The organism is Kineococcus xinjiangensis (genome assembly GCF_002934625.1).
In the GTDB taxonomy this organism is placed as follows: domain Bacteria; phylum Actinomycetota; class Actinomycetes; order Actinomycetales; family Kineococcaceae; genus Kineococcus_A; species Kineococcus_A xinjiangensis.
Genome location: NZ_PTJD01000005.1, coordinates 211,058 through 222,885, shown reverse-complemented (window position 1 = coordinate 222,885; position 11,828 = coordinate 211,058). Strand labels below are relative to the sequence as shown.

Below are 11,828 nucleotides of genomic sequence, written 5' to 3'. Positions count from 1 at the left end.
GGAGCCGAGGGACTCAGGCGGCGGCGATGAACCACCGGCCGTCCCGTCGGACCGGGTGCAGCTCCCCCGCCGCGGCCCTCCCGTCCGCCGTGAGCGCGGCACCGGGAACGGTGGCGGTGTCGCCGTGCTCGACCACCAGGGACGCGTCGGGCTGCGGGTCGCCCTGCACCTGCCGCTTCGCCACGGCAGGGCGCGCGGGCCGCCTCACCCGGGCGGCCCTCCGGCGTCGCCCCATCGGGACAGCGGCCCCGACGCAGCGTCATCGCCCGTGACGCGAGTGCGCGCGGCGACCTCAGTCGGCGGCGACGATCGTCGTCAGGTCCACGACGGTGGGCACGCCCGTCAGGTCGAGGTAGGCGGCGCCGTCCTCCACCGCGAGCACGCTGCCGGTCAGGGACCGCCCACCGATCAGGTGCAGGGTGACGTCCGCCGTGCGGTCGGGGTCGACACGGCGGTCCTCCGCGGCGTCGCGCAGTCTCTGCACGATCAGGGGCTCCATCTGCGTCACTCTCCTCGCGCGGGGGGACGGTCGTCTTGCATGCGGGGGTACGGGACCGGACGGCTGGGCGTCGACCCCGTGAACGCGGCGGCCCTCACCCGGCGCGGCTGCGGGTGGCGGGACGCCGCCGGGGCGCGGCACCGGCCGTGCCGAGCAGCTCGGCGAGGAAGCGGCCGGTGTGGCTGTCCGGGCAGGCGGCCAGGTGCTCCGGCGTGCCCTCGGCCACGACGGCGCCGCCGCCGGATCCCCCCTCCGGGCCCATGTCCACGATCCAGTCGGCGCTCTTGATGACGTCGAGGTTGTGCTCGATGACGAGGACGCTGTTGCCCTTGTCCACCAGGCCCTGCACCACGCCGAGGAGCTTGTGGATGTCCTCGAAGTGCAGCCCGGTCGTGGGCTCGTCGAGGACGTAGATCGTGCGCCCGTTGGAGCGCCGCTGCAGCTCGCTGGCGAGCTTGACCCGCTGGGCCTCGCCACCGGAGAGCGTGGTGGCGGGCTGGCCGAGGCGCACGTAGCCGAGTCCCACCTCCGTCAGGGTCGCCATGTAGCGGGAGATGGCGGGCACGGCCGAGAAGAAGTCCTTGGCCTCCTCGATGGGCATGTCGAGGACCTCGGCGATGGTCTTGCCCTTGAAGTGCACCTCGAGGGTCTCGCGGTTGTAGCGCGCGCCGTGGCAGACCTCGCAGGGCACGTACACGTCGGGCAGGAAGTTCATCTCGATCTTCAGGGTGCCGTCGCCGGCGCACGCCTCGCAGCGCCCGCCCTTGACGTTGAACGAGAAGCGGCCCGGCTGGTACCCGCGCAGCTTCGACTCCGGGGCGGAGGCGAAGAGCTTGCGGATGTGGTCGAACACGCCCGTGTAGGTCGCCGGGTTGCTGCGGGGGGTGCGCCCGATGGGGCTCTGGTCGACGTGGACGACCTTGTCCAGGTGCTCCAGCCCCTGCACGGCCTTGTGGCGGCCCGGGACGCGGCGGGCGCCGTTGAGCTTGTTGGCCAGCACCGTGTAGAGGATGTCGTTGACGAGGGTGGACTTGCCGGAGCCGGAGACCCCCGTGACGGCCACCAGGCAGCCCAGCGGGAACGAGACGTCGATGCCGCGCAGGTTGTGCTCCCGCGCGCCGGTCACCGTCAGGCGCCGCGCCGGGTCGACGGCGCGCCGCTGCCCGGGCACGGGGATGGTGCGCCGGCCGGAGAGGTACTGCCCGGTCAGGGAGGCGGGGTTCTCCAGCAGGTCCTCCACCGTGCCCGAGTGCACGATCTCCCCACCGCGCTCGCCCGCGCCGGGGCCGAAGTCGACGACCCAGTCGGCCACGCGGACGGTGTCCTCGTCGTGCTCGACGACGATGAGGGTGTTGCCGAGGTCCCGCAGCCGGGTGAGGGTGTCGATGAGGCGGCGGTTGTCGCGCTGGTGCAGGCCGATGGAGGGCTCGTCGAGGACGTAGAGGACGCCGACGAGGCCGGAGCCGATCTGGGTGGCCAGCCGGATGCGCTGCGCCTCGCCGCCGGAGAGGGTGCCCGCGGGGCGGTCGAGGGAGAGGTAGTCCAGGCCGACGTCGAGCAGGAAGCCGAGGCGCGCCTGCACCTCCTTGAGCACCTGCGCGGCGATCTGCCGCTCCCGGCGGGACAGCTCCACCTCGGCGAGGAACTTGGAGCAGTCGGCGATGGGCAGGCGGCAGACCTCGGAGATGGACATCCCGCCGAGGCGCACCGCCAGCGACGCCGGCTTGAGGCGGGCACCCTGGCAGGTCGGGCAGGGCACCTCCCGCATGTAGCCCTCGTAGCGCTCGCGGCTGAGGTCGGACTCGGTCTCGCCGTGGCGGCGCTGCACGAAGGGGATGACCCCCTCGAAGCCGGTGGAGTACTGCCGCTCCCGTCCCCAGCGGTTCTTGTACTTGACCTGGACCTCGTGGTCCTTGCCGTGCAGCAGGGCGTCGCGGGCGCGCTTGGGCAGCGCCCGCCACGGGGTGTCGAGGGAGAACTTCAGCTGCTCGGCCAGCGCGCCCATGACCCGCTGGAAGTAGTCGGTGGAGCCGGTGCTCCAGGGGGCGATGGCGCCCTCGGCGAGGCTGAGGTCCTCGTCGGGCACGACGAGCTCGGGGTCGACCTCCAGGCGGGTGCCGATGCCGGTGCACTCCGGGCAGGCGCCGAAGGGGGAGTTGAACGAGAAGGAGCGCGGCTCGATCTCGTCGAGGTCCAGGGGGTGCTCGTTGGGGCAGGCCATCTTCTCGGAGAAGCGCCGCTCCCCCTCCGGGGAGTCGTCGCCGATGATGTCGGCGACGACGAGCCCGCCGGCGAGGACGAGGGCGGTCTCCACGGAGTCGGTGAGACGGCGCTTGACGCCCTCCTTGGCCACGAGCCGGTCGACGACGACCTCGATGGTGTGCTTGAGCTTCTTCTCCAGCACCGGCGGGTCGTCGAGCGTCACGACCTGCCCGTCGACGCGGGCTCGGGCGAAGCCCTTGGACTGCAGCTCCCGGAAGAGCTCGGCGTACTCCCCCTTGCGGGCGCGCACGACGGGGGCCAGCACCTGGAAGCGGGTTCCGGCGGGCAGTTCGAGGAGCTGGTCGACGATCTGCTGCGGCGTCTGGCGACCGACGGGCTCCCCGCAGGTGGGGCAGTGCGGCCGGCCGGCGCGTGCGAAGAGCAGCCGCAGGTAGTCGTAGACCTCGGTGATCGTGCCGACCGTCGAGCGGGGGTTGCGGGAGGTGGACTTCTGGTCGATGGAGACCGCGGGCGAGAGGCCCTCGATGAAGTCGACGTCGGGCTTGTCCATCTGCCCGAGGAACTGGCGGGCGTAGGCGGACAGGGACTCCACGTAGCGCCGCTGCCCCTCGGCGAAGATCGTGTCGAAGGCCAGCGAGGACTTTCCCGAGCCGGAGAGCCCCGTGAAGACGACCAGGCTGTTGCGCGGGAGGTCGAGCGAGACGTCCTTGAGGTTGTGCTCCCGCGCCCCCCGGACGACGAGGCGGTCGGCGGATCCGGTCAGTGGAGCGGTGCGCGCGGAGGTACGGGAAGCCACCCCGCCATGCTAGGCGCCGCCTCCGACACGAACCTCCGCCGACAGCGGGTGCGCCCGAGCCGGAGCGCCCCGCCCCGCGCTAGCGTGCCGGGATGGTCGATCCCGATGCCGCCGGCGAGGCGGTGCTGCGCCTGCCCGGCGCCGAGGTCCGCACGGTCCGCGTCTCCGAGATGGACAACGCCTGCTACCTCGTGACCTGCACCGGCACCGGGGAGACGCTGCTCGTCGACGCCGCCGCCGACGCCCCCGCCCTGCTCCGCGCCCTGGCCCGGGTCGAGTCGGCGCGGCTGGCCGCGGTGGTGACCACCCACGGGCACTGGGACCACCACCGCGCCCTGCCCGACGTGGTCGCCGCCACCGGCGCTCCCACCGCCGCCGGCGCCGAGGACGCGGGCGACCTGCCCGTGCCGCCGGACCGGCTGCTGCGCCACGGCGACGAGGTGCGTGTGGGCGACCTCCGCCTGGAGGTGCTCCACCTGCGCGGCCACACCCCGGGGTCGGTGGCGCTCCTGCTGGAACCGGCCGGCGCCGCGCCCCAGCTCTTCACCGGCGACAGCCTGTTCCCGGGCGGACCGGGCAAGACCCGCTCCCCCGAGGCGTTCACCTCGCTGATGGACGACCTGGAGGAACGGGTCTTCGCCCGCCTCGGCGACGGGACGGCCGTCCGCCCCGGGCACGGGGAGCCGACCACGCTCGGCGCCGAGCGTGCGCACCTGCCGCAGTGGCGGGCGCGCGGCTGGTGAGAGGGCTCTCCTGCGCCGATCGGGTCGGCCGGGGCGAGGCGCCTGCGAATAGTTGAAGGCGCTGCGTATCATGGTGACCATGAGCGACGCCACGGCCACGATTCCGGACACCTCCTCGGCCACGGCGGCGGAGCCCCGCTGGCTGGACCTGGAGGAGCAGCAGACGTGGCGCGCCTTCCTCTCCGCCACCCAGCTCCTCATGGACCGCCTCGACCGGCAGCTCCAGCACGAGGCGGGCATCGTGCACACCTACTACGAGATGCTGGTGCGCCTGTCCGAGGCGCCGGACCGCTCGCTGCGGATGAGCGACCTCGCCGCCAGCTCCCTGTCCTCGCGCTCCCGGGTCTCCCACGCGGTGGCCCGGCTGGAGGAGCGGGGGTGGGTGCGGCGGGAGAGCTGCCCCACCGATGGGCGCGGCCTGATCGCCGTGCTCACCGAGGAGGGCTTCGCCGCGCTGGAGTCCGCCGCCCCCGGCCACGTCGAGGCGGTTCGCGGCAACCTCTTCGACCAGCTCGACGTGGAGCAGGTCGCGCACCTGCGCGAGATCAGCGAGCGGCTGCTCGAGCACCTCACCGCCACGGGCGCTGTCTCGCCGGTGCCGCCGCTCCCCGCGCCCGCTCACCCCGCGGCCGCGGAGCGCACCGCCTCGTAGCGCGACGGGTGCCGCGCCAGCGGACCCCGGTCAGGACCCCAGGTCCACGAGGAGGTCCACCGGCACCCCGGCCACGATGCGGCGCCCGGAGATGGCCTGCGGGATGACGCGCAACCAGTGCCCGCGTTCCCCCGGCGCCCAGGACTCGACGGCGGTGTCGCGGGTGCGCTGCGCCAGTCCCCGCTCGTGCCGGTCGCCCACCTCCTCGGCCAGGCCGCGCACCAGGACGCTCCAGCCGCTGTGGGTCGCGGGGTCGATGGAGTCGACCTCGAAGGCGACGTTGGCGTGGTCGGCGGCACGCAGGACCGACCCCTGGCCGAGCCGCACGACGACGACCGGCCCGTCGAGGCCGTAGTTGACCGGCATGATGATCTGGTTGCCGTTGCTGATGAGGCCCAGCCGCCCGAGCTGCTGGGTGGCGAGCAGCCGGTAGCACTCCTCGGCGCTGAGAACTTCCAGTGCGGCGTCGTCCGTGGTGCGGGTCAAGGTGTTCCTCCTGGAGTGGTGGTCTGGTCGTGCCGGAGGCCGCCGGCCGCGGCCGGTCCGACGCGTGCACGTGGTCCCCGGCAGCGACCCGCAGGTGGCGTGCCGGCCCGGTCCTCGCCCCTGCGAGCGCCCCGGTGCGTCAGCGATCCCCCGGGAGTCACCCCGCCCGCACACCCGCGGGACGCGTGGCGTTGCGCGCCGCGACCGCGGAGCGGTCGGCTGTGAGGGCGGCTCCGGCGGCGTCGGCGTCTGCGTAGACGGGGAAGCGGAAGATGTGCCCGCTGCGACGCAGCGCCCTCGTCGTCGCACCGTCGTCGCCGTCGACGACCACGATCCTGCGGTGGAGGAACTTCGCCCGCTGCCGCCCGGTCGTCAGGGCAGCCAGCGCGGCGTCGTCGAGGGACGTGACCTGCCGCATGTCGAGGATGAGGTCGTGCCCGCCGCCGCGCCCCAGTTCCTCGATCAGCGCCGTCTGCAACCGGTGGGTGTGCGTGCTGCCCACCGGGCCGTTCACGGTGAGGACGCACGTCCCCTGCTCGTCGTTGCCGTGGATCTCCATCGTGCACGCCTCTTCCGCTTCGCTCGTCCGCCGAGGTGCGAGCCGGGTCCCCGGCCCCCACGTGGTGCCGTGTGGTCAGCGAGCGACCGGTCGACGTGCCGCCCGGCGCGACTGCACGATGCGCACCGAGCCGGGGGTGAGGACGGCGAGGCCGCCGAGCGCGCCGGGGAGGAGGGCCACCCATGACCGTCCGGCTCTGCCGCCGGGGTTCGGGCACTGCCCGGCCGCGGCGGAGTCCTGCCGGGCCCTGGTCGATCTCATGAGGACGCCCGTCTCCCTCCGCGAGCGGAGGGGCTTCGCCCCACGATGAGACTGCCTCCAACATACGCCTGTTCTGCCGGCGGAGCGCCGGTTTCCGCCGACCGGTCCCGGCGTCCACGGCCCTTGTGCCCCGCTGGGCCCGTCCCCAGCGCTGGGGCGGAGGTCCAGGCAGACGGACCCAGCGCACGGGTTCCGTCTCGGCCACCGCCCGGGTGACCCGCAGGTACCGGTGCGGGTTCCCCGGGAGGAAGCGGCTCCGGCACCTGCATGCACCGCCTGTCGGTCACGAAGGGACGGGTGCAGCTGGAATCGCGCCTCGCCTCGGTGCTCTCGGGGAGCTACCGCGTGCACGACAGGGACACGTCGCGGGGCCCGGCCCCGACGGAACGTCTCAAGCAGAGCGAGACGAGATCGCGCCGGGCGGTCTGCAGGGCGGCCGCTGTCAGGGGTGGGTTGATCCATGCCTGCTCGGCCAGGCGCGGGGGCTGGGGATGGCGGTGGCCGGAGAACGCCTCGCAGAACGCCCTCGCATCGGCCGGAGACCCGAACCGCTCGGGGAAGACGGAGGCGTGCACGAGGGTCTCGAACGCCGCCTCGGAGCAGGGGTTGTCGTTGGGGACGCGCAGGCGGCAATGCGACCGGGCGACCCCCAGATCGACCAGCAACTGGGCGACGGGCCTCGTCCCCCGCTGCGTGGGAGGCGCCTCCAGTCATCGAGGCCCCGCGGTCGGCGTGCAGGGTGGTCGGAACACCGTGGACGGCGACCGCCTGCGAAATCATCTCGGGCGCGGGCCGGGAGTCCTCGGTGGGCGCGAGGGTCCAGCCGACGACGTGACGACTGCAGATGTCGAGGATGACGCAGGGGTCGAAGTAGACGCCCCGCCGGCGGCTTCTCAGCTTGGTGATGTCCCAGGACCACACCTGGATCGGGACTGATGCGCGCAGTTCCGGGCAGGTTCGGGGCGGGTGACTGGCTTGCCGGCGCCGTTCCCCACCGCCAGCCCCGGAACTGCGCAGGATGCGGTGCCTGGTGGACATCGAACAGAGGCAGACCCCCTCATCCAGCGGCGTCGCCCAGCACTGGGCCACCGACTTGCCCGCGAACCGCTCGCTCGTCAGCACCGCAAGCACCGCCTGCCGCTCAGCGGCGGCGAGCGCGTTGGACGGCACCGACCACTGCTGTGGCCGCGACGGCAGCGGCGCAGGGGGAGCCTGTGGTCGTTGGCGGCGGTAGTAGGTGGCCCGGGTCGGCCCCGGCAGGACGCACGCCCGCTGCAGCGAGGTCACCGCCACCAGTCCCGCGACTGCGGGGGCGATCACTGCTTCGGTGGCTCGGGTGCGCCCGTGCTCTCGGGGAGCTTCTCCAGGAGCGCGTGCGCTTCCCCCACGCCGTCTGGGTGCGGGCCAGTTCCGCCTCCGCCCGCTCCGCCCGCGCCCGTAGCCGCTCGATCTCAGCGTCTCGAGCTCTGCGCCGCGGGCGAGCAGCCGGCGCGAGTCCTTCAGCTGCGACGACGTCGCGGGCCTTGCGCCACTCGATCACGTGGGAGGAGACAACCCCTCCCGCCGCAGGACCACGCCCTTCTCACCCGCGGTGCGGCGTCGTACTCGGCGAAGATCGCGGCCTTGTGCTCCACGGTGAACGTCCGCGGCGTAGGCGGCCCAGCTCTCGGGCCCACCCCCCATCATCGACCGTGGCCCCGCGCTGAGCGGGCAGGTCCGCACTCGCCATCGTCATCGTGATCAACCCTTGTCCCGCCCCGTGCTGGTGGGAAGAAGAACTACCCGAGGTGTCTCACGCCAGCCTGACGCACGGGGTAGCCGCGATCTGCAGAAGCGCTCGGCGATGTGGACGAAGACCCCGGCGGTCGCCACCGACCGGGCGTGCAGGAGCACCCGCAATCTCGTCACGAGCGTGCGGTACTGGGAGGGGACAGGGGGCTGCGTTGGCGATGGCCTCGATGACCTTGCTGACCACGCCGTCGGTCCCCTGGATCACTTCGTTGTGCGGTCTGTGTCCTGGACGCCGGTGAGGCTTCCCTGGCGCCGCTCGACGGGGTGGACGCACTGCGGGGCCCCCGGTTGACCGGGGACCCCACAGCTGATGATCGCGTCAGTTGGGCGCGTGGATACTGGCGTCGGGGTAGAAGCGAACCCACTCATGGGTTTGGCCCGACCCGCGCGTGCCGTTGTCCCGCGCGTTGACACCCGAACCCTGGATGACACCGACCGCGCGGTTGGGGCCCCAGGACGTGTTCTCCTTGATCACCCAGAGATTCCGGGTGGGAGCGATGTACTGCAGGAGCTGTCCGCTCGGGCAGGTCCGGGTCCCGTTCGTCGACACGGTGGGGTCGGCCGACGTCTCCTGGCCGGTGTAGTCCGTGCAGAACCACGCCTTGCCGGACTCGGTGTGCACGCGGATGCCCTTCGGGTGGACTGCCCGCACCGTGCCGTTGAACGGGCTCAGCGGGTGCTTCCACCACTTGTCGCGCGGCACATCCGAGGGGAATGTGGGGAGGTTCTTGCACGCGGTCTTGTCCGGGTTGGCGAGGCAGGCCTCCAGCGTGGGGATCCAGTTGTCGACCTTGCCGTCACCGTCCACGTCACGCTGGGGAATCATGCTGCCGTCGTTGTAGAGACGAGCAGGGTTGAGCACGCTGTAGTAGGCGGAGGAGAGGAAGATCCTCTGCTGTCCTCGTGTCACCACTTGGGCCCACGGCTTCCACAGCTCATTGATGCCGGCCCCGACGTGATCGGTGTGCCCGGTTTCGCTGACCGTGGCCGTCGGGCGGGCCGCCCACATCCAGCCCGCGTTCGACGTCGCGCACTTGATCTGACGGTTGGTGTCGGCACCCTCAGGGATCTCACGTCCCACTCCAGGAACCTGCGTCTGCGTGCTCAGGTCGCAGGCCTTGACCCAACCGGGCCGACCCCAGACGGACAGCACCTTCACCGACGCCTCGGTGTGGTTGTTGCGGCCGGCGTAGGACTCCCAGCCCGTCTTCGAGTGCCGCTGCGCGCCGTCGTCGCACATGACGTTGTTGTGGTACTCGTGCTCGTTGTTGCCGATGGCGTCCCCGGAGTGGGTGCCCATGTGGACCTTCGAGAGCCAGTGGCAACGGAACCCGGTGGGCGTGATGGCCGCGGCGTCCGGGGGGTTGCCGATGACGCCTTCCCAGTCGTTCTGCACGAAGACCTTGTGCCCGACGTGGTCCTCGTGCCGGTGGTTGCCGGCATGCACGGAGGAGTGGTTCGCGATGCCGAACGGCACGCCACCGGACCACTCGTACAGCGGCGACGTGCGCGGGTCGTCGCCGTGCTCGTGGCCGAAGCTGCAGGCGCGTCCCGTGCCCACCTCGGTGGTGCGCACCGGGTGCCAGCTGCGGTAGACGTGTCCGTCCGAGCCGCGCGTCCAGTACCGGTCGTGGGTGGCCGTCGAGCACTCACCCGACCCGGGGGTGTAGGTGTCCGCGAACGTCGTCCCGGTGGGCGGGGCGGCCGTGCCGAAGCTGTCCTGGACGTCGGGGACGTCCTTGATGCGCACACCGCTCGGGAAGTCGATGCACTGACGCACCAGTCCGTTGACGATGGCGCCCTGCTGGCATGCGGGGGCGGCGACGATCGCGAACTCCTTGGCCCGGTTCGCCATCGCCGTGGCGCTGCGCAGCATGAGGTAGCGCCCGCGTGGCGTGACCGGGTTCGCGCTGCGATCGACGTCACGGATCCACGGCTCGGTGCTCCCTCCGGTCGAGAGGCCCTTTGCGGTGTTGAAGTTGAGCGACGTCTCGTTCAGGCCGGCTTCGTTGACCGAGTCCTTGTCGTCGTCCCACCACAGGGCCGCGAACGGAGTCTGGTCACCGGAGCTCCAGGTGCGGTACCTCGTCCAGGTCGCCGCGATCTTGACCGAGGACCAGTTGGCGCCGAAGTCGATGTACCCGACGCGCGAGGAGTAGCTCGGAGCGTCCTGACCACCGGTGCCGCCGGAGGGCATTCCCGTCGCGTCGAGTTGTGGTTGAGCATCGAACGCGGTGGCCAGCGGGAAGTACGAGTCGTCGGCGCTGCCCGCGCCAGCCGGCGTGACGAGGTTCCACGTGGTCCCCGCCGAAGCCAGCGCAGACGTCGACGTGGAGATCGATGCCGGCACGGAGGCCGATGCCGGCGCGGAAGCGACGAGCACACCACCCACCAGGGGTATGACGGCGAGCAATGCAGTAGATCTCTTCTTCATGGTCTCCCAATTCGGTCTGGAGTCGCCGTTGATCCGGCCGGCCGATCCTAGAGCTATGCGAGCGGCCCTACGGTCCGTGAGAACTCATCGGTTGCATGAGCGCTCACCCACATTGCCGGCCATCCCTGCCGGGGGGCGACGAACGAGGCCGTCCGCAATGAGGCTCTGTCAGTAGCGGTGTCGAGATCGAGTCGCGCGGTTCCGGTCACAGTCGCGACTTGTGCTCCACACCCTTCGCCTGGCCCTCCACTCGGCAACCTGCAGACCGTAGTAGTTGATTCTCTCGGCGCACGGGAGGCAGGAACGCCGCCCCCTCACCCCGGGGACTGCCCCGAGTTCAGTTGGCTTTCGGGGTGGGTGGGTCAGGCGGCCGTGGGCGTGGCGACTGGTGTGCGGAGCCGTTGTCCATGATCGGCATGAAGGTCCCGCCGCGAACGTCGACGAGGCGCTGCAAGACATCGGCGGGTGCGACGGGGCCCATCCGTCCGCCGCGGGGATCATGAAAACGCCGCCGGTAGCGGCCTCCTGCGCTGCGGCGACTCGAGCGTCCAAGCCCGGGTCGTGGCGGCCCTGACGCGATCAGGGCGAGCAGCTGCCGCACGGCGTCGCCGTCGTGGAGACGGGGACGCCCCGACCGCGGCGCATCGGCCGAGCCGTCGCTGCCGTGCTCGCTCACCCACTGGGACCACGTGCGCACGGTGAGGGCGAAGGGATCAGCAGCCGCCCGGACGGCACCACCGGTCTCGTCCAGGGCCGGATGGGCAGGCTGGACGAGGCGCTGCTGACGGTTCGGGCGAGCCGCGATCTTCCCCGACTCGACCCGCGTGGCATCCTCCAGGGGCGGCACCGTCGGCAGGGGAATTCCTGTGCACGCGGGTGCCGGGCCGGTCAGCTCGTGGGCGGCAGGTGCTTGACGAGGTGGACGTCGGCCGTGCCGTCCAGTGGGTGCTCCGGGGTGCGGGCGCACTCGACGAACCCGTGCCGCTCGTAGAAGCCGGGTGCCTGGAACGTGAACGAGGAGACGAACACGCGCCTGCATCCACGTTCACGCGCCACGTCGTCGGCGGCGGCCAGCAACCGGCCGCCCAGGCCGCTGCCGCGCTGGTCCTCCCGGACCCACACCATCGAGATGCCCGCCGACGGCCCCCACGTCCATCCGCTGAGCCCGCCGAGCAGCTCACCGGAGTCGTCCTCGATCTTGACGGTGAACTCGCGCTGGTCCGCGACGCCGGAGGCGGCGACGTTGAAAGCGTCCAGTTCCGCGCTCAGCCGACCGTCCAGGTCCGCGTCCTGCCCGGCCGTGGTCAGCCGGTGCTGCGGGTCAGGACCGTCCATGAGCGCCGACCCGAGCACGCCTGCGAGGAGGACACCGTGCTGCGCCGCG

Annotated in this window: 10 protein-coding genes; 2 read left to right on the top strand and 8 right to left on the bottom strand. The window is 72.0% G+C overall.

Annotated elements, in window-relative coordinates; all coding sequences use genetic code 11:
• Positions 1 to 13 precede the first annotated feature (13 nt).
• The 3 genes from CLV92_RS20965 to uvrA form a co-directional block, all read right to left on the bottom strand.
• Positions 14 to 208, bottom strand: coding sequence for a hypothetical protein (locus CLV92_RS20965; RefSeq protein WP_146099471.1), 195 nt, complete (start codon positions 206 to 208; stop codon positions 14 to 16).
• A gap of 84 nt (positions 209 to 292) precedes the next feature.
• On the bottom strand, positions 293 to 499 hold the full coding sequence (locus CLV92_RS09030) for a hypothetical protein (RefSeq protein WP_104432472.1): 207 nt from the start codon (positions 497 to 499) through the stop codon (positions 293 to 295).
• A 94-nt stretch (positions 500 to 593) separates the two neighbouring features.
• The gene (gene uvrA / locus CLV92_RS09025; protein ID WP_245886619.1) at positions 594 to 3,518 is read right to left on the bottom strand and encodes an excinuclease ABC subunit UvrA; all 2,925 of its coding nucleotides are present in this window, start codon (positions 3,516 to 3,518) and stop codon (positions 594 to 596) included.
• 92 nt (positions 3,519 to 3,610) lie between these two features.
• Between uvrA and CLV92_RS09020 the strand changes: the two genes are divergently transcribed.
• Both CLV92_RS09020 and CLV92_RS09015 read left to right on the top strand, forming a co-directional pair.
• The gene (locus CLV92_RS09020; RefSeq protein ID WP_104432471.1) at positions 3,611 to 4,261 is read left to right on the top strand and encodes an MBL fold metallo-hydrolase; all 651 of its coding nucleotides are present in this window, start codon (positions 3,611 to 3,613) and stop codon (positions 4,259 to 4,261) included.
• A gap of 79 nt (positions 4,262 to 4,340) precedes the next feature.
• Positions 4,341 to 4,913, top strand: coding sequence for a MarR family winged helix-turn-helix transcriptional regulator (locus tag CLV92_RS09015; RefSeq protein WP_104432572.1), 573 nt, complete (start codon positions 4,341 to 4,343; stop codon positions 4,911 to 4,913).
• Between the two features lie 30 nt (positions 4,914 to 4,943).
• Here CLV92_RS09015 and CLV92_RS21385 read toward each other — a convergent pair whose 3' ends face one another.
• The 5 genes from CLV92_RS21385 to CLV92_RS08995 form a co-directional block, all read right to left on the bottom strand.
• Complete coding sequence (locus CLV92_RS21385; RefSeq protein WP_158257177.1) at positions 4,944 to 5,399, bottom strand: pyridoxamine 5'-phosphate oxidase family protein; 456 nt, start codon at positions 5,397 to 5,399, stop codon at positions 4,944 to 4,946.
• Positions 5,400 to 5,556: 157 nt separating this feature from the next.
• A complete protein-coding gene (locus CLV92_RS20960; protein ID WP_146099470.1) occupies positions 5,557 to 5,958 on the bottom strand; it encodes an STAS domain-containing protein in 402 nt (133 codons plus the stop codon).
• Between the two features lie 75 nt (positions 5,959 to 6,033).
• Positions 6,034 to 7,257, bottom strand: coding sequence for a DDE-type integrase/transposase/recombinase (locus CLV92_RS23220; protein WP_425433568.1), 1,224 nt, complete (start codon positions 7,255 to 7,257; stop codon positions 6,034 to 6,036).
• Positions 7,258 to 8,329: 1,072 nt separating this feature from the next.
• Positions 8,330 to 10,444 (bottom strand): hypothetical protein, encoded by a 2,115-nt coding sequence (locus CLV92_RS09000; protein ID WP_146099469.1) that lies wholly within the window; start codon positions 10,442 to 10,444, stop codon positions 8,330 to 8,332.
• Between the two features lie 888 nt (positions 10,445 to 11,332).
• Positions 11,333 to 11,779: a GNAT family N-acetyltransferase gene (locus CLV92_RS08995; protein ID WP_104432571.1), complete on the bottom strand. Its 447-nt coding sequence runs from the start codon at positions 11,777 to 11,779 to the stop codon at positions 11,333 to 11,335.
• Positions 11,780 to 11,828: the final 49 nt, after the last annotated feature.

What these genes read in the sequence shown, in the direction of transcription:
- CLV92_RS09030 (WP_104432472.1), bottom strand. Translation starts at nt 499, where the DNA reads ATGGAGCCCCTGATCGTGCAGAGACTGCGCGACGCCGCGGAGGACCGC.
- CLV92_RS09020 (WP_104432471.1), top strand. Translation starts at nt 3,611, where the DNA reads ATGGTCGATCCCGATGCCGCCGGCGAGGCGGTGCTGCGCCTGCCCGGC.
- CLV92_RS09015 (WP_104432572.1), top strand. Translation starts at nt 4,341, where the DNA reads ATGAGCGACGCCACGGCCACGATTCCGGACACCTCCTCGGCCACGGCG.
- CLV92_RS20960 (WP_146099470.1), bottom strand. Translation starts at nt 5,958, where the DNA reads ATGGAGATCCACGGCAACGACGAGCAGGGGACGTGCGTCCTCACCGTG.
- CLV92_RS23220 (WP_425433568.1), bottom strand. Translation starts at nt 7,257, where the DNA reads ATGTCCACCAGGCACCGCATCCTGCGCAGTTCCGGGGCTGGCGGTGGG.
- CLV92_RS09000 (WP_146099469.1), bottom strand. Translation starts at nt 10,444, where the DNA reads ATGAAGAAGAGATCTACTGCATTGCTCGCCGTCATACCCCTGGTGGGT.
- CLV92_RS08995 (WP_104432571.1), bottom strand. Translation starts at nt 11,779, where the DNA reads ATGGACGGTCCTGACCCGCAGCACCGGCTGACCACGGCCGGGCAGGAC.